Origin of the sequence: Sinorhizobium meliloti (assembly GCF_017876815.1) — a bacterium.
Lineage (GTDB): Bacteria > Pseudomonadota > Alphaproteobacteria > Rhizobiales > Rhizobiaceae > Sinorhizobium > Sinorhizobium meliloti.
Genome location: NZ_JAGIOS010000002.1, coordinates 120566 through 137987, shown reverse-complemented (window position 1 = coordinate 137987; position 17422 = coordinate 120566). Strand labels below are relative to the sequence as shown.

At 63.1% G+C, this 17422-nt stretch carries 16 protein-coding genes; 13 read left to right on the top strand and 3 right to left on the bottom strand.

Translation table 11 applies throughout. From position 1 onward, the window contains the following. Positions 1 to 55: 55 nt before the first annotated feature. The 8 genes from uxaC to JOH52_RS19540 all read left to right on the top strand — a co-directional run bounded on the left by uxaC (position 56) and on the right by JOH52_RS19540 (position 7261). Complete coding sequence (gene uxaC / locus JOH52_RS19575) at positions 56 to 1465, top strand: glucuronate isomerase (RefSeq protein WP_015243043.1); 1410 nt, start codon at positions 56 to 58, stop codon at positions 1463 to 1465. A 30-nt stretch (positions 1466 to 1495) separates the two neighbouring features. Further along, positions 1496 to 2473 (top strand): TRAP transporter substrate-binding protein, encoded by a 978-nt coding sequence (locus JOH52_RS19570; protein ID WP_003532439.1) that lies wholly within the window; start codon positions 1496 to 1498, stop codon positions 2471 to 2473. Positions 2474 to 2564: 91 nt separating this feature from the next. Beyond that, positions 2565 to 3125: a TRAP transporter small permease gene (locus JOH52_RS19565; RefSeq protein WP_013850661.1), complete on the top strand. Its 561-nt coding sequence runs from the start codon at positions 2565 to 2567 to the stop codon at positions 3123 to 3125. 4 nt (positions 3126 to 3129) lie between these two features. Further along, positions 3130 to 4413, top strand: coding sequence for a TRAP transporter large permease (locus JOH52_RS19560; protein ID WP_010975774.1), 1284 nt, complete (start codon positions 3130 to 3132; stop codon positions 4411 to 4413). 8 nt (positions 4414 to 4421) lie between these two features. Further along, positions 4422 to 5171, top strand: coding sequence for a FadR/GntR family transcriptional regulator (locus tag JOH52_RS19555; RefSeq protein ID WP_003532444.1), 750 nt, complete (start codon positions 4422 to 4424; stop codon positions 5169 to 5171). 132 nt (positions 5172 to 5303) lie between these two features. Then, the gene (gene kduI / locus JOH52_RS19550; RefSeq protein WP_013850662.1) at positions 5304 to 6152 is read left to right on the top strand and encodes a 5-dehydro-4-deoxy-D-glucuronate isomerase; all 849 of its coding nucleotides are present in this window, start codon (positions 5304 to 5306) and stop codon (positions 6150 to 6152) included. Further along, a complete protein-coding gene (gene kduD, locus JOH52_RS19545) occupies positions 6149 to 6913 on the top strand; it encodes a 2-dehydro-3-deoxy-D-gluconate 5-dehydrogenase KduD (RefSeq protein WP_013850663.1) in 765 nt (254 codons plus the stop codon). The genes kduI and kduD overlap by 4 nt, the downstream gene beginning before the upstream one ends. A 9-nt stretch (positions 6914 to 6922) precedes the next feature. Further along, complete coding sequence (locus tag JOH52_RS19540) at positions 6923 to 7261, top strand: cupin domain-containing protein (protein ID WP_010975771.1); 339 nt, start codon at positions 6923 to 6925, stop codon at positions 7259 to 7261. Between the two features lie 72 nt (positions 7262 to 7333). Here the strand turns inward: JOH52_RS19540 and JOH52_RS19535 are convergent, their stop codons facing one another. Beyond that, a complete protein-coding gene (locus tag JOH52_RS19535; RefSeq protein WP_014530406.1) occupies positions 7334 to 8446 on the bottom strand; it encodes a LacI family DNA-binding transcriptional regulator in 1113 nt (370 codons plus the stop codon). A 163-nt stretch (positions 8447 to 8609) separates the two neighbouring features. Here JOH52_RS19535 and JOH52_RS19530 point away from each other — a divergent pair, with 163 nt between their 5' ends. From JOH52_RS19530 to JOH52_RS19510, 5 genes are all read left to right on the top strand, one after another. Beyond that, positions 8610 to 9593 (top strand): ABC transporter substrate-binding protein, encoded by a 984-nt coding sequence (locus JOH52_RS19530; RefSeq protein ID WP_010975769.1) that lies wholly within the window; start codon positions 8610 to 8612, stop codon positions 9591 to 9593. A gap of 99 nt (positions 9594 to 9692) precedes the next feature. After that, the gene (locus tag JOH52_RS19525; RefSeq protein WP_010975768.1) at positions 9693 to 11186 is read left to right on the top strand and encodes a sugar ABC transporter ATP-binding protein; all 1494 of its coding nucleotides are present in this window, start codon (positions 9693 to 9695) and stop codon (positions 11184 to 11186) included. A 1-nt stretch (position 11187) separates the two neighbouring features. After that, positions 11188 to 12192: an ABC transporter permease gene (locus tag JOH52_RS19520; RefSeq protein ID WP_017268521.1), complete on the top strand. Its 1005-nt coding sequence runs from the start codon at positions 11188 to 11190 to the stop codon at positions 12190 to 12192. Between the two features lie 12 nt (positions 12193 to 12204). Further along, entirely contained in the window at positions 12205 to 13197 is a 993-nt protein-coding gene (locus JOH52_RS19515; RefSeq protein WP_164855800.1) for an ABC transporter permease, read from the top strand. Between the two features lie 53 nt (positions 13198 to 13250). Beyond that, on the top strand, positions 13251 to 14099 hold the full coding sequence (locus JOH52_RS19510; protein WP_127657766.1) for a phytanoyl-CoA dioxygenase family protein: 849 nt from the start codon (positions 13251 to 13253) through the stop codon (positions 14097 to 14099). A 29-nt stretch (positions 14100 to 14128) separates the two neighbouring features. Here JOH52_RS19510 and JOH52_RS19505 read toward each other — a convergent pair whose 3' ends face one another. Continuing rightward, entirely contained in the window at positions 14129 to 16411 is a 2283-nt protein-coding gene (locus JOH52_RS19505) for a xanthine dehydrogenase family protein molybdopterin-binding subunit (RefSeq protein ID WP_015008278.1), read from the bottom strand. Between the two features lie 22 nt (positions 16412 to 16433). Further along, the gene (locus tag JOH52_RS19500; protein WP_014527177.1) at positions 16434 to 17420 is read right to left on the bottom strand and encodes an FAD binding domain-containing protein; all 987 of its coding nucleotides are present in this window, start codon (positions 17418 to 17420) and stop codon (positions 16434 to 16436) included. Between the last annotated feature and the right edge of the window lie 2 nt (positions 17421 to 17422).

Below are 17422 nucleotides of genomic sequence, written 5' to 3'. Positions count from 1 at the left end.
CAATATATTTTACAAGCCGTAGCCATAGAGTACCTGTTGGAGGAGCGGGAGAGTAATGAGGGGACTGATCGATCCAGATCTGTTGTTTCCGGCCGAAGAGCGCACGCGTGCGCTGGCGCGGAGGCTATATGCCGAAGTAAGCGGTCTGCCGATCGTCAGCCCGCATGGGCATACGGAGCCGCGCTGGTATGCGCTGGACGAAGCTTTCCCAGACCCCGCCCAACTTCTCATCGTGCCCGACCATTATGTGTTCCGCATGCTGTTCAGCCAGGGCATCAGGCTGGAAGAGCTCGGCGTTCCGGCGCTCGACGGTTCGCCGGTCGAGACGGATGGCCGCGCGATCTGGCGGCGTTTCTGCGAGAACTACCATCTCTTTCGCGGCACGCCGACGCGGCTTTGGTTCGACTATACGCTGTCCGAGCTGTTCGGCATCGACGAACTGCCCTCCGCAGCCAGTTCGGACCGACTTTACGACCACGTCGCCGAATGCCTGACGCGCCCGGATTATCGCCCGCGCGCGCTCTACGAGCGGTTCAATATCGAGGTGATCTCCACGACCGACAGCGCCCTGGACGATCTGGGATGGCACGCGAAGATCCTGGAAAGCGGCTGGAAAGGACGGGTCGTCCCCGCCTACCGTCCCGACGCGGTGGTCGATCCGGATTTCCAGGGTTTCCCGACCAATCTCGATAAGCTCGGCGATATCACCGGCGCCGACACCGGAACGTGGTCGGGCTATCTGGACGCCCACCGCACACGCCGCGCCTATTTCAAGGATTTCGGCGCGACCTCGACGGATCACGGCCATGCGACCGCAGACACGGCCAACCTTCCGCAAGCCGAGGCCGCGGCACTCTTCGACAAGGTGCGGCTGGGCAAGGCGAATGCCGACGAGCGGCGCCTGTTCCGGGCGCAGATGCTGACCGAGATGGCGAAGATGAGTCTGGACGATGGGCTCGTAATGCAGATTCATCCGGGCTCGTTCCGCAACCACTCGCCCGCGATTCTGGCAAAGTTCGGCCGCGACAAGGGCTTCGATATTCCGACCCGCACGGACTATGTGACCGCGCTCAAACCGTTGCTCGACGCGGTCGGGCTCGAGCGCGATCTGACTGTCATTCTCTTCACGCTGGACGAGACGAGCTATGCGCGCGAGCTTGCGCCGCTTGCCGGGGTCTATCCGGCGCTGAAGCTCGGACCCGCATGGTGGTTCCACGACAGTGCGGAGGGTATGCGACGCTTCCGTGAGATGACCACCGAGACGGCGGGCTTCTACAACACCGTCGGTTTCAACGACGACACAAGGGCGTTTCCGTCCATTCCCGCGCGCCACGACATCGCGCGCCGGGTCGACTGCGCATTTCTCGCGCGTCTGGTCGCGGAACATCGCCTGCGGGAGGATGAGGCGTACGAGCTTGCGCGGGACCTTGCCTATGGTCTCGCGAAGGAGGCGTACCGGCTCTGAGAATTCACATCATGCAACGGGAGGAAAAGCATGAAAATCCTGGTCAAACTGGCGGCGGGTCTATTGGTCGCCGCGTCATTCATGGGCAATGCAGCCAATGCTCAGACGGTGCTGCGCTCGTCCGACACGCATCCGGACGGCTATCCGACGGTCGAAGGGGTCAAGTATTTCGGCGAACTGGTCAAGGAGCGCACGGCCGGCCGCTACTCCGTCGAGGTCTATCACTCCGCGCAGCTCGGAGAGGAAAAGGACACGATCGAGCAGGTGCGCTCCGGTGTTATCGAACTGAACCGCGTATCGATGGCGCCCTTCAACGGAACGGTGAAGGAATCGATCGTTCCGGCGTTGCCCTACCTCTTCCGTTCGGAAGAGCACATGCACAAGGTGATGGACGGCGCGATTGGCGACCAGATCAAGAAGGCCTTCGAAGGCGCCGGAGTGGTGGTGCTTGCCTTCTATGACGCGGGCGCGCGTTCCTTCTACAACAAGCAGAAGCCGATCAATACGGTTGAGGACATGAAGGGCCTGAAGTTCCGCGTCATCCAGTCGGACATCTTCGTCGACATGGTGGCAGCACTCGGGGCGAACGCTACCCCGATGCCCTACGGCGAAGTCTATTCGGGAATCGAAACGGGCGTCATCGACGGCGCGGAAAACAATTTTCCAAGCTACGACACCGCCAAGCATTTCGAAGTAGCCAAGAACTATTCGCTCGACGAACACACCATCCTTCCGGAGGTATTCGTCATGAACAAGGCCGCCTTCGACAAGCTCACGCCGGAAGACCAGGAGATCTTCAAACAGGCTGCGAAGGACAGTGTTGCCAAGCAGCGTGAGCTCTGGGCCGCCAAGGTGAAGGAGTCGCGTGCGAAGGTCGAAGCGGCCGGCGCGAAGATCACCACGCCCGAAAAGCAGGGTTTCATCGATGCGATGAAGCCGGTCTACGAGAAGCACGTCACCGATGAGGTCCTGAAGAAGATGGTCGAGGACGTACGCGCAGTACAGTGACGAGTCAGACGGGCAGGCCCGCTGTGGCCATGCGCCTTAGCGCACAGGCCGCTGCAGCAGCCTGCCCGTCCCTTTCGATAGGAATGAAACCTTGTCTAACGGATTGGCAAAATTGGGCCGGGGCCTCTCCTGGCTGGGAACTCTCTCGCTCTGGATGGCGGGTGTGGGCCTCGTCGCGATGACGCTCATCGTAGCGTGGCAGGTGTTCTGCCGCTACGTGTTGAACGACTCGCCGAGCTGGACCGAACCCGGCGCCGTCATGCTGATGAGCTGGTTCATCTTTCTCGGTGCCGCCGTCGGCGTGCGCGAAAACTATCATCTCGGCTTCGACGTGCTGCTCTATGTGGTGCCGAAGGGCGGCAAGATCTGGCTGCGCATGATCTCCGATATCGTCGCGCTCGCCTTCGGCATCGGCATGATCTGGTATGGCGGGCAGCTCGTCGCTCTAACCTGGAACACCATCCTGCCTTCGCTGCAGATTTCCGGCGGCTGGAGCTACGTGCCGCTCGTCGCGGGCGGCGTCCTCATTTGCCTGTTCGCGCTGGAGCGCATCGTCCTCCGCCTTGCCGGGGAACCGATCGACGACCTTCTCGACGAAATGCCGCCGGCGGAGGTTGCTGCCGAACTCGAAACTGCTGAAATAAGGGCCTGACGCGATGGACATGATGATCCTCTTCGGCGTGTTCACGCTGCTGATGTTGATCGGCACGCCGATCGCCTTCTGCCTCGGCGTCGCGTCCTTCGCGACGGTTCTTTATCTGGGGCTGCCGCCGCTGGTGATCTTTCAGCGGCTCAATTCCGGCATGAGCGTGTTTTCGCTGCTTGCCATTCCCTTCTTCATCTATGCCGGCGATCTGATGGTGCGTGGCGGGATCGCCCAGAAGATCGTCGCCTTCGCGGCTTCACTGGTCGGGCACATCCGGGGCGGGCTCGGTCAGGTCAACATCGTCACCGCAACGCTGTTCGGCGGCATTTCCGGCTCGGCCGTGGCGGAAGCGGCCGCTGTAGGCGGGCTCATGATCCCGCAGATGAAACAGCGCGGTTACGGCGCGGACTACGCCGTCAACGTTACCTCGATGGCGGCCTTGATCGCGCTGATGCTGCCGCCTTCGCACAACATGATCATCTACTCGATCTCGGCAGGCGGAAAGATCTCGATCGCAGATCTCTTCACCGCCGGCATCCTTCCCGGCCTCCTTTACGCTGCCGCACTGATGGCCACCGCCTATTTCGTTGCGCGCCGGCGCGGCTATCCGACCGAGGTCTTCCCCGGGTTCGCCAGGGTCGGGCGCTACCTGCTGATTTCGACGCCCGGCCTCCTGCTCATCGGAATCATCTTCGGGGGCGTACGTTCGGGTGTGTTCACCGCGACCGAGAGTTCCTGCATCGCCGTTCTCTATGCGCTTGCGGTGACCGTCTTCGTCTATCGGCAGATGACCTGGCAGGACTTCGTCCAGGCAACCTTCGCGGCCGTGCGCACGACGGCCATGGTCCTGCTCATCATCGGCATGGCGGCCGCCTTCTCCTGGTTGATGGCGTTCCTGAGAGTGCCCGCAGCGCTGATCGACTGGATGAACACGATCTCGGAAAATCCGATCATCATACTCCTATTGCTCAACGTTCTGATGTTGTTCCTCGGCACCTTCATGGACATGGGCCCGACCATCATCATCTGCACCCCGATCTTCCTGCCGGTCGCCATGGCCTACGGCGTCGACCCGGTCCATTTCGGCGTCATCATGATCCTAAACTTCGGCATCGGACTCAACACGCCGCCTGTGGGCGCCGTGCAGTTCGTCGCCTGTGCAGTCGGGAAGATCTCCGTCTGGGAGGCGATGCGCAGCATATGGCCGTTCTACCTGGCCGGGTTGATCGTCCTCGGGCTCGTCACCTATGTTCCGGCCCTTTCTCTATGGCTGCCGGCCGTCTTCAAAGGGTGACACACCGCATGGATCTTCTGACCGAACGCAAACCGAAGCTTTCCGAGCGCGTCGCGAACGCAATCAGGGAGCAGGTTCTGAAGGGCGAAATACAACCCGGCCAGAAGCTGCCGACGGAGAGCCGGATGAGCGAGTTCTTCGGCGTCAGCCGCACCGTGGTGCGCGAGGCGATTGCAACCCTTGCCGCGGACGGCCTCGTGGAGCCGCGGCAGGGTGCCGGCGTCTTCGTCATGGACCACCCGACGCTTGCCTTCGGCTCGATCAGCCTCGACGTCGGCAACAAGATCTCCCATGCGCTCAACGTCATCGAGGTGCGCATGGGGCTCGAGATCGAGAGCGCGGGTCTTGCTGCGCTTCGGCGCAATAGCGCCCAGGAGGCCCAGATCCAGGAGGCCTTCTTCGAATTCGATCGCCTGCTCGAGCGCGGCGAGGCAACCGGAAAGAGCGACTTTGCCTTCCACCGGGCGATCGCGGCTGCGACCAACAATCCCTATTACGTCGAGGTTCTCGATGCACTGGGCCTGCGGGCTATCCCTTGCGACGTGGCCTCACCCTGGGGCACCGAAAGCGTGCTTTCTCGGGAATATCAGGAAAGCCTCCAGCGCGAGCATCTGGCGATCCTGAAGGCGATTTCCGAAAGCGATCCGGAAGCGGCGCGCGCCGCCATGCGCGCCCATCTGGCCGCGAGCCAGGAACGCTACCGTGTCCGGCTGAGCGGACAGCAGGCTGCCTGGGGCGCCGCCAAGCGCAGCGTCTGATTGCCCACCCCTAGAGCGTTTTCGCTGCCTATCGAAGCAGCGGAACGTTCCAACACTTGAAACTACGCACTCCTGGACGGAAACCGTTACACACTTTTCCTGTAAGTGCCCTAATCCAAGGACCGTGAGCCGATGACCGCAAGCCATATCGACTACACCATTCGTTTCGCCGTCGACCCGGCAGCAGCAGCCCGCATGGACACCGATGCCTTGCGTGCGAATTTTCACATTGGCGATCTGTTCCGGCAGGGGCGGATCTCGCTCACCTATAGCCACTACGACCGCATGATCGTCGGCGGTGCGATGCCGGTCGACAAGCCCTTGGCTCTCGAGACCATCCGTCCGACGGGTACGGCGCGCTTTCTCGAGCGGCGCGAGCTCATCGCCGTCAACATCGGCGGCCCCGGCCGTATCGAGATGAATGGCGAAAGCTTCCGCCTCGAGCCGCGCGACATGGCCTATGCCGGCATGGGCGAGGACGTCACCTTCTCGTCCGAGGACCCGGCCGTGCCCGCCAAATTCTACCTGCTCAGTGCGCCTGCTCACCAGGCGCTGCCAAGGCGCCATATCCGCATCGGGGACGCCAAACGGCTCGACCTCGGCAGTGCGGCCACATCGAACGAACGTTCGATCTTCCAGTTCATCCACCCCGAAGGCGTGAAGACCTGCCAGTTGGTCGTCGGCATGACTCAGCTTGCCCCGGGGTCGGTTTGGAACACCATGCCGTGCCACGTGCACGACCGGCGAATGGAGGCCTATCTCTATTTCGACCTCGATGACAGCGCCCGCGTCCTGCACCTCATGGGCGAACCGAGCGAAACCCGGCACATCGTAATGGCCAGGGAGGAGGCCGTGCTTTCTCCGCCCTGGTCGATCCATTCGGGCTGCGGAACCGCAAACTACGCTTTCATCTGGGCGATGGCCGGCGACAATATCGACTATACCGATGTGGAGATGGTGCCGATGGAGACGCTGCGATGAGCGTACCGTCGCGCTTCAGCCTTGCGGGCCGCCGTGTCGTCGTCACCGGTGCCAATACAGGGATCGGACAGGGTATCGCGGTGTCGATCGCCAGGGCGGGCGGCACGGTCATCGGTGTAGGCCGTTCCGCCATGGACGAGACCGAAAAGAAGGTCACCGACGCCGGCGGAACTTTCATCCCGGCCCATGCCGATCTTGCCGATCGCGAAGCCACACGTTCCCTCATCGACGGGTTGTGGAACGCGCATGGCCCGCTGCAGGGCCTGGTCAACAATGCGGGAATCATCCGTCGCGCCGACGCGGTGGATTTCACCGAAGCCGACTGGGATGATGTCCTCGACGTCAATCTGCGTTCGCTGTTCTTCCTCAGTCAGGCTTTCGGGCGCCGGATCATTGCCGAGGAAAGCCGCGGCAAGATCGTCAACATCGCTTCGCTGCTGTCATTTCAGGGCGGCATCCGCGTCGCTTCCTATACCGCATCCAAACACGGAGCTCTCGGCATCACCCGATTGCTGGCATGCGAATGGGCTGCCAAGGGCATCAATGTGAATGCTGTGGCCCCCGGCTACGTCGTCACCAACAACACGGAAGCACTGCGCGCCGACGAAAAACGCAGCGCCTCCATTCTGGAACGTATCCCCGCCGGGCGCTGGGGCACGCCGGACGACATCGGCGATGCGGCGGTCTTCCTGCTCGCACCGGCCTCCGACTACATGCATGGCGCCGTCGTTCCGGTCGACGGCGGCTGGCTCGCCAGATAGGAGAAGAAGATGATGGATACGAAACTTTTTGCCCGTGGCGATGAAGGCGAATGGGTAGACCTTGGACAGGGCAATCGGCGTCGGGTGATCCTGCATACCGACGAGTTGATGCTGGTCGAATTCGCCTTCGAGAAAGGCGGAATCGGCGCACTCCACTCACACCCTCATGTGCAGGGGAGCTATATCGCAGAGGGCAAGTTCGAAGTCACCGTCGGCGAGCGCACGCAGGTTCTTTCCACCGGCGACAGTTTCATTGCTCCATCGGGCGTGGTCCATGGCGTAAAGGCGCTGGAGGCCGGCCGGCTGATCGACAGCTTCACGCCGCACCGCGCCGATTTCCTGAAATAGACCACTTCCAGGAAAAGCGTTTAGCGGCTTTCCGTCCGAAAGTGCGTAGCCTCAACCCACTTCGACGCCGCCTCACCCCTCGCGCAACGCAAGAGCACGTCCAGCCATCCTCTCGGGGATGGCTGCCGTCGTTCCCCGTTCTACCAGAGGGCCATCCACCTTGATCGTCATCGGGCGCGGGTTCTTTCCGTGTATCGCCATGTCGATCAGCATTTCCGCCGCCTTCTGGCCCATTTCGTAGTTCGGCAGCACCAGCGTCGAAAGCGGCGGATGCGTGTAGCGGGCGAGTTCCTGGTCGTCGTAACCCATTACCGAAAGGTCATGCGGCACGCGAAGCCCGCGCTCCGAAGCTGCTTCGAGCGCCCCGATCGCCATCAGGTCGTTGCCGCAGAAGATGGCGGTCGGCGGATTGTCGATGGCAAGCAGCTCGAGCGCAGCCTCGTAGCCGCGCAAGGGAAGCCAGTCGCCATTGCGCACCAGCGATTCGTCATAGGCGATATCGGCGGTGGCCAGCGCCTGCTTGTAGCCTTTGAGCCGATCGATTGCCGCATCCATCCAAGGTTCGCCGTTGATGAAGCCGATGCGCCGGTGTCCGAGGGAAGTCAGATGCGCCGTCGCCGCGAAGCCTCCGGCGACCTCTCCGGGTACGATCGCCATGTGCTGGCGCGGCTCGGCATAGCAGTTCAGCAGGATGGTGGGGACGCTTGCCAGTTCGCGCGGCACGCTCACCTTTCGTGTGAAGATCGTCGCATAAATCACTCCAGCGATTGTCGGATCGCGCAATACGGCGCGCAGCACGGCGCTCTCCAGGTCGGGGTTGGAACGGGTCGCGTGAGCGGAAACGAGCAGGCCCTGTTCGAAGGCGTAGTCGCGAATTCCGTCGAGGCTGACCACCGGGTGCGGACTGGTCGATATCTCGTCTACGATGAAGGCTATCGTATCCTTTTCGATCGCCGGAGCGCGGGCGAGATCCTGACGGGTATTCGGCAGCCTGTACCCGATCTTGCGCGCCGCTTCGCGCACGCGCGCCCTTGTTTCGGCCGAAATGCGGGCTCCGGACATTTCATTGAGCACGAGGGAAACGCTCGATTGCGAGACACCGGCGATGCGCGCCACGTCGGTCATGGTCGGCCGGCCGCCGCCCGCTTCCTTAGGCGACGCATCGCCCCCATTGCCCTTTGCCATTTCGTTCCCCTGTCCGGCGCTGCAACGCCGCATTCAATTTGTGCATGTGCTAATAACTTTAGCCTTGACTGCTAATAATATTAGCGCAAGGTTTTCCCGTGTGAAGCATAAAGTTGCTCGCAGCCGGTGGAGGAGTACCGGCAAACCGGGAGGAGAGAACACGATGAACAGGATTTCACGTCGCGCGTTCATGCTTGCGGCCACGGCGGCCGGCGCAATCGCCATCGCCGGCACCGTCGCTTTCGCGGAACTGCCAAAACTGGCGCAGAAGGAGACCTATAAGGTCGGTTTCGCGCAAACGGAATCCAACAATCCCTGGCGCATCGCCCAGACAAACAGCATGAAAGCCGAGGCTGAGAAGCTCGGCCATCAACTCGTCTATACGGACGCCGCCGGGTCCGCGGCCAAGCAGGTGGCCGACGTCAACTCCATGATCGCCCAGGGCGTGGACCTGATCTTCCTGGCGCCGCGCGAAGAAAAGCCGTTGATCCCCGCCGTCATGGCCGCCAAGAAGGCCGGCATTCCCGTCATCCTGCTCGACCGCAGCGTCGATCCGTCGCTTGCCAAGGCTGGCGAGGACTACGTGACCTTCATCGGCTCGGATTTCATAGAAGAGGGCAAGCGCATCGCCGAGTGGCTGGTCAAGAATGCCAACGGCAAATCGAAGATCATCGAGCTCGAGGGAACGACCGGCTCGTCGCCGGCCAACGACCGCAAGAAAGGTTTCGACGAGACGATCAAGGCGGCAGGCGGCTTCGAGATCGTCGCTTCTCAGTCGGGCGATTTCGCACGCGACAAGGGCCGGCAGGTCGCCGAGGCCCTGTTGCAGGCGCACCCGGATGCCGACATCGTCTATGCCCACAATGATGAGATGGCGATCGGTGCCATTGCGGCAATAGAGGCGGCGGGCAAGGTCCCGGGCAAGGATGTGCTGGTCTTGTCGATCGACGGCGGCAAGGAGGCGGTTCAGGCGGTCATCGACGGAAAGATCGCTGCGGTGGTCGAGTGCAACCCACGCTTCGGACCCAAGGCCTTCGAGACGATGCTGCGTTACGCCAAGGGCGAGAAGATCGATCCCATGGTCATAAACGAGGACAAGTTCTACGACTCGTCAAACGCGGCTGCCGAACTCGCCAACGCCTACTGACATTCTTCGCCAACCGGCGGGATCGTTCGGTCGGTTGGCGAAGTCCGCAATCGCTGCGAAATCGGCCGCGATAAAGACAGATCGGCATCGGGAGGACTTATGCTTCTGTCCATGCAGGGCATCTGCAAATCGTTCAACGGCATTCCGGCGCTTCGTGCGGCTTCTCTCGAAGTCGGGGAAGCCGAGGTGATGGCACTCGTCGGTCAGAACGGCGCGGGCAAGTCGACCCTCATCAAGATATTGACCGGCGCGTACCGGCGCGACGAGGGTGCGGTCGTCTTTGCGGGAGAGGGCGTATCCTTCAGCATGCCGGCGGAGAGCCAGGCCCGCGGCATCGCGACGATCTACCAGGAGATCAACCTCGCCCCCCAGCGCTCCGTCGCCGAGAACATCTATCTGTCGCGCGAACCCCGCCGCTTCGGCTTGATCGACCGGCGCGCGATGCGCGATGGCGCCGCCGCCGTCCTGCGGGCCTTCAATCTGGAAATCGACGTCGATCAACCTGTCGCCGGCTTCAGCGCCGCTACCCGGCAGATGGTCGCTATCGCGCGCGCCGTGACGCAGAAGGCACGCCTCGTCATCATGGACGAACCGACCTCTTCCCTCGACGAGCGGGAAGTCGGCATTCTTTTCGACACCATAAGGACGCTCAAGCGCGGCGGCGTTTCCGTCGTCTTCATCGGCCATCGTCTCGAGGAGCTCTACCGGATTTGCGACAGGGTCACCATCATGCGTGACGGCAAGACCGTGGCGACCGCCGCAATGGCGGACATGCCGAAGCTCGCATTGGTGCGCCATATGCTGGGCAAAGAACTCGCGGCCTTCGAAGCGATCGCCAAGGACGCGGACGAGGGCGCGCAGCGACCGGTCCGGCTATCGGTCCGGAATGCGGGCGCTGGCGTTCGCGTGCGGGATGTGAGCCTTACGGTGCGCGAAGGCGAGATCTCCGGGCTTGCCGGCCTGCTCGGCTCCGGGCGAACCGAAACGGCCAACCTGATTTTTGGCGCGGACCGGCTGCAGCGCGGCGAAATTCGCTACAATGGCGAAGCCCGCGCCTATCGCCAGCCCGCGGACGCCATTGCCGACGGTATCGGGCTCGTCGCCGAGGACCGGAAGGTCGACGGTATCATTCCCGATATGAGCATCCGCGAAAACATGACGCTCGCGCTTCTGCCGAAGCTCGCCCGCGCCGGCATCGTCGATCGCGCCCGCCAGGATGAAATCGTCGAGCGCTACATCACGGCGCTCGCCATCAAATGCACCTCGCCCGACCAGCCTATCAAGGAACTTTCCGGCGGCAATCAGCAGAAAGTCCTGCTCGGGCGTTGGCTCTGTACCGATCCCAAGCTTCTGATTGTCGACGAGCCGACCCGCGGTATCGATATCGGCGCCAAATCCGAAATCCTGCGCCTCCTGCGCCGGCTCGCAGACGAAGGCCTCGGCGTGCTGATGATTTCGTCCGAACTGGAGGAATTGCTGGCGGCGGCCGACCGGGTGACCGTGCTCAGCGACGGAACCTCGGTCGCCGTGCTGCCGCGCAAGGAATTGAGCGAGGCCGCCCTCTTTGCCGCCATGGCACATCAGGTGGAATAGCATGACGACGATCGAGACACAGGCGACCGCAGGCACCGTCCCCTCCGGCAAACGTTTCTTCACGCTCGCCGGACGTTACGGCACAGTCGCCGCCTTCCTGGCCCTGATCCTGTTCAACGTCGTCTTCACTCCGAACTTCCTGTCGCTGCAGACGCTCAACGTCAATCTCACCCAGGTCGCCACGATCGTGATCGTTGCCATCGGAATGACGCTCGTGATCGCCACCGGCGGCATCGATCTTTCGGTCGGCTCACTGATGGCGATCGGCGGCGCGCTTGCGCCGATGATCTTCATGGGGACGCTGTTTCCGGTCTCCTCCATGCCCGTCGCCGTGGCGCTGGCCTTCGTTCTGCCGGTCGTCGCCACGGGGCTGCTCGGTCTTTTCAACGGTCTGCTCGTGACCCGTTTCGCCATCCAGCCGATCATCGCGACCCTCGTGCTGTTCATCGCAGGCCGCGGCATCGCCCAGGTGATGACCAACGGCAACCTGCAGGTCTTCCGGAACGAAGGGTTCCAGTTCATCGCCCTGGGGCGTGTCGCCGGCATTCCCGCCCAGGTGATCCTAATGATTGCGATCGCCGCGATCGCCTGGGCGGCAATCCGCTACACGGTGTTCGGGCGGCAGGTCATAGCGGTCGGAGGCAACGAGAAGGCGGCCCGTCTGACCGGGATACCCGTCCACCGCGTCAAACTGCTCGTCTACATGATCAGCGGCGCGCTTGCCGGGGTGGCGGGCCTCATCGTCGTCGCGCGCAATTCCGCAAGCGACGCGAACCTCGTAGGCCTCGGCATGGAGCTCGACGCGATCGCCGCAGTCGCGGTCGGCGGCACGCTTCTGACCGGCGGACGGGCAAACATCGTCGGCACCGTGATCGGCGCCCTTGTCATCCAGCTGGTGCGCTACACCCTGCTCGCCAATGGCGTGCCGGACGCGGCTGCCTTGATCGTCAAGGCTGCACTGATCTTACTTGCGGTGTTCATCCAGCAGCGCGCCGGAAAGTCGTGAGGGAGAATGCCGATGAATTCAGTCCTCAAGGCTCTTGCCCTCAAGTCCCCCGGCGATATGGCCCGCCTCGGCGTCATTCTGGCGCTCTTCGGCCTCATCCTGTTCGGAGCGCTGCGTTACGAGAACTTCCTGTCGCAATACAACATCCTGAGCTTCCTGCGTTACAACTCCATGTTCGCGCTGATCGCGCTGGGCATGGCCTTCGTCATCATAACCGGGGGAATCGATCTCTCCGTCGGCGGTACCGCGGCCATGGCGAGCGTCGTCGCCGCGCTTCTGTCGCCCTATCATTGGGCCGCAGGTCTCTTCGGCGGCATTGCGGCGGGTTTTGCCGTCGGAGCATTGAACGGTTTCACCGTTACTGTCATGCGCATCCAGCCGTTTATCGCGACCCTCGCGTCCATGCTTGCGGCCTATGGCACCGGCTTGCTGCTTGCGGGAAACCAGTCGGTCTCCGTTTCCTATGACAGCGGCTTCACTTCGATCGGCCAGGACGACTTCCTTGGCTTTCCGATTCCCGCCTGGGTCGCCCTTCTCGTCTATGTCGCAGGCTGGCTGGTGCTCGAACGTCTGCCCGTCGGCCGCCATGTGCTGGCGATCGGCGACGGCGAAGCTACAGCCGCATTGATGGGCCTGAAGGTGAGGCGGACGCTCGCCGCCGTCTATGTCGGTTCCGGCGCGCTGGCGGGGCTCGCAGGCGTCATCCTCGCCTCGCAATTCGGAGCCGGCCAACCCACCGAAGGGGTCGGCTGGGAACTCTTCGCGATCGCCTCCGTAGTCGTCGGGGGTACGCTTCTGACAGGCGGTTCGGGCTCGGTGGGGGCGACGCTTGCGGGCGCCCTTCTGCTCGCGATGGTGTTCAACATCCTTAATTTCGAGAACGGCCTCGGGTGGATTTCCCTTTCGGCCTACTGGCAGTCCGTCATCCGCGGCGGCTTCCTGCTGATCGTCGTCGTTCTTCAGGCGCGATTGATGTCACGCCGAACAGGCGAGGAACACGTCTGAGATGCGGCCAGGTTGGTGAAGCCCGCGACAATTCGAAAGCGAGAGGAGATGTGATGACTACGACAGCAACACAGGAAGCCCGGTCGGGCTACGATTTCAGCGCGTCCGTCGAAGCCTTGCAACGGGAGGGCATCACCGGACTGAAGAGCGCCTTCTCGCGCGAATGGGCAGAAACGATGCGTGAGGACATGATGACGGCTTTCTGGTCGGCGATTCAGCGGCCGGGTGGCGCCGTCGGCCGTGGGCCGCGCCGCTGGTACGTCGAGATCCATCCGCAGGATTTTTCCGGCTTCGTCGACCTCGTCACCCATCCGTGGGTGGCCGGCATGTGCGAGGCGGTGCTCGGTCCCGACTACCAGATCGTCGAGATCGGCTTCGACGTGCCGTTTCAGGGGGCGAAGTACCAGCCCTGGCATCGCGACTTCCCCTCGCCGCCCGAAACCTACGTCGAGCGCCGCATCACCTCGCTTGCCTTTAACCTCACCGGCGTGGACGTGACGGAGGATATGGGGCCGTTCGAGATCGCGCCCGGCACCCAGTGGCTCGACGGCAGGGAGTGGAAGCATGAAATGTTCCCGCCCAAGGAGAGGTGGCCCGCGTTTCAGGAGCTCGCGACGCGCAAGTATCCGAAGCTGGGCGATGTTTCATGCCGCTCGGCGCTCACGATCCACCGGGGTACGGAACATGCGTCGCCGATCGCCCGCCCGGTCATGGTCCTCGGCGTCGACGCGCCCGGCGCGGGCCACGCCGAACTGCACGACATGATGGTGACTCAGGATTACTTTGATGCCCTGCCCGTTCTGGTGAAGCAGCACCTCGTCTGCAGGGTTGTCGATGAGCTGATCCCCGTCACGCAGAAACACGATATCGAAGGTCTGGTGATGGGCTCGACACCGACCTGAAAGGGTCCGCAGCCCGCTTTCGCCGGAATTCAAAGCGCAACCGTCGCCAAGCCCGGCAGGACTTTGTCCAGGGTCAGCGGGAACTCGCGAACCCTTACCCCGGTGGCGTTATAGACCGCGTTGGCGATCGCCGCGCCGGCACCGCAAACGCCGAGCTCTCCGAGACCCTTCGCGCCGAAAGGGTTGGCCTTGTCATCGTTCTCCTCGATGAACACCACATCGAGGTCTGGAACGTCGCTATTGACTGGAACGTGGTACTCGGCAAGGTCATGATTGACGAAACATCCGTAGCGGCGGTCAAGGACGGATTCCTCCATCAATGCTGCGCCGAGACCCCAGGTCATACCTCCGAGAATCTGTGAACGCGCCGTTTTCGCATTGAGAATACGGCCTGCGCCGATCACGGCGAGCAAGCGCCTCGCACGGATCTCTCCCGTGTCGCAGTCGACGCTGACCTCGGCGAAATGCGCGCCATAGGAATGCTGCGAGAATGCGCGGTAGCTCTCGGTGCTCGCACCGGCCTCGACCGAACCCGTGGCGTCGAGCCCTTGGGGTGCGACACGCCGCATAAATTCCGCCAACGCTTCCGTCCGTTCGCCGAAGCGGACCGCTCCAGCGGCTATCGTGACGTCGTCAGTCCCGGAATTCTGGGCCGGTGTACCCGGTTGCGTGCGCACCGCGTTCACGATCTTCCGTTTCAGCGCTTCGCACGCACGCAAGAGGGCCGTCCCGGCACTTGCCGCTCCCCAGGAACCGCCGGAGCCTGCCGTCAAGGGATAGCGGCTATCCCCAAGCTCGATCGTGATTGCCGCAAGCGGAACGCCCAGGGCATCGGCGGCAATCTGCGTCAGGATGGTGTAGGTCCCCGTACCGATATCGGTCATGTCGAGGCGAGCGGTCACTCGTCCCTCCGCGTCGATCCGAACCGAGGCCGCCGCCGCTCCGATGTAGTTTGGCCGGATCGCAGCGGCCATGCCGAAGCCAACCAGCTTACGGCCTTCGCGCAGGCTGCCCGGTTCCGACCTGCGCCGCTCCCAACTGAAGCGCCGCGCCCCCTCCTGCATGCATGTCACGAGGTTACGCGTCGAAAACGGCACCCCGCGCTCGGGATCGAGATCGGGCTCGTTGCGGATCCTGAGCTCGATCGGGTCAAGACCCAGCCGCTCGGCCAACTCGTCCATGGCGCATTCCAGCGCGAGCATGCCCGGCGCCTCGCCCGGAGACCGCATCCACTCGCCTCTGTTGAGGTCGACTGGAACGAGCCGGTGGCGGGTCAGGCGACTGGGTGCGGCATAGAGCGAACGGGCGAAGACCGCCGTCTGCTCGCAGAATTCCTCAACTCGAGAGGTTGCCGACCAGACATCGTGTCCGAGAGCCAGCAGTTTTCCGTCGGCGCTCGCGCCCAATCGAACGTTCTGGAGCATTTCCGCACGGTGCCCGGCATTGGCGAACATTTGCTGGCGCGTTAGGGCGACCTTGACGGGTCTTCCCAGAATGCGCGCGGCCAGAGCTGCGAGCACCGAATCGGCATGCACGATGAGTTTGGAGCCGAAACCACCACCGATGTAACGGCTGATCACGCGCACGCGCTCGAGCGGAATGCCGAGCGTAGCAGCGAGGCCGGCTCGAAAGTTCGAGAGGGTCTGCGCCGAAGTATGGATGGTCACGTCGTCACCCTGCCAGATCGCCAATGTCGCATGGGGCTCCATCGGATTGTGGTGCTGGTAGGGCGTACGGTAGGTCATGTCGATCCGTACCGCCGCCTCGGCAAAGGCCGCATCGAAATCGCCCACTGCGCTATCCGTATCGAAGCCTGCATTGGTCCGCTGCGGTGCGTAGGCCGCTCCGCGGCGCTCTTCGAGGCCGAAGTCGCCGGCTGCTTCTTCGTAGCGAACCTGGATGAGGGCCGCAGCGGCGCGTGCGGCCTCGAAGGTCTCGCCGACCACAAGTGCGATCGGCTCGTCATAGTGGCGAATGCGGCCGTCGCGAAGCACGGGCCGCGCACGGGTGAAAACCTCGCGCACGGCCGGCGTAACGGCCGGACCGAATTCCGGTTGGGGCGGTGCATTCAGATGCGTCATCACGTGAAGGACGCCCGGCGTTCGTTCGGCCAGGCCGGTTTCGATTTCCAGAATGCGGCCTTTGGCGATGCCCGCACCCAGCACAAAACCGAAAGCCGAAGGCGGGCCCTCCGCGACTTCGTAGGCATAGGTAGCGGTACCGGTAACCTTGACCGGTCCATCGACGCGGTCGACGGGTCTGCCTATGAGGCTGCCGCCGCTTGTGGTATGTCGCTGCGCCTTATCTGTCATTGTTTCCACCAGTCTGCTCGGGTCACGCTTGTTCGGCCGCGGAAGAGAGCGTGTAACGCACCGTCCGCTTGCCCAAGGGAATCTTGAAGTCGTTGCCGCCATGTCCGACGGCTCCCGCCAGGGCGGCCTCCGCCGCGTCCGTCAGCACATTGTCCGATAGTGCCGCGCCCGCGAGCCTGCTCTCGGTTTCCAGTGCCCGCCAGGGTTTCGGCGCGACGCCGCCCAAGGCGACACGAGCGGTTCGCACCCGATTGCCGGAAACCTCGATGATTGCTGCAACGGAAACGAGGGCGAACGCGTAGGAGGCACGGTCGCGCACCTTGCGATATGCCTGCCGGCCCGCGGGTGGTGGCGGCAGAGTAACGCCGGTGATCATTTCCCCGTGGGCAAGCACGGTCTCCTGGTGGGGCGTCGTGCCGGGCAGCCGGTAGAGATCTCCGATCGGGATCGAACGCGTTTCACCTCCCGGAGAGACCGTCTCGACGTTCGCGTCGAGCACCGCCATCGCGACCGCCATGTCTGAGGGATGCACGGCAATGCACGCCTGGCTCGTTCCGATGACCGCATGCATCCGGTTGAAGCCCCTGAGCGCGGCGCAACCGGCGCCCGGTTCTCGCTTGTTGCAAGGCATGTTGCGGTTGTAGAAGTAGGGGCATCGCGTGCGTTGGAGAAGGTTGCCGCCTGTCGAAGCCTTGTTTCGTATCTGGCCGGAGGCGCCCGCCAGCAGCGCCTGAGACAGAGCCGGGTAGCGGGACCTGACTATCGGATCGGCGGCGAGATCGCTATTGCGGACCTGAGCGCCGATATGCAATCCGCCCTCCTCGGTCGGCTCGATGCGGTCAAGTCCCAAACGGCCGATGTCGACGAGATGCTCCGGCCGCTCGATGCCCAGCTTCATCAGGTCCAGGAGATTGGTGCCTCCTGCGATGAAACGTGCCGCCGGCCTGCCCGCCACAGCCGCAACGGCCGTTTCCACTGTGTCTGCCCGCTGATAGGAGAAGGGTTGCATGC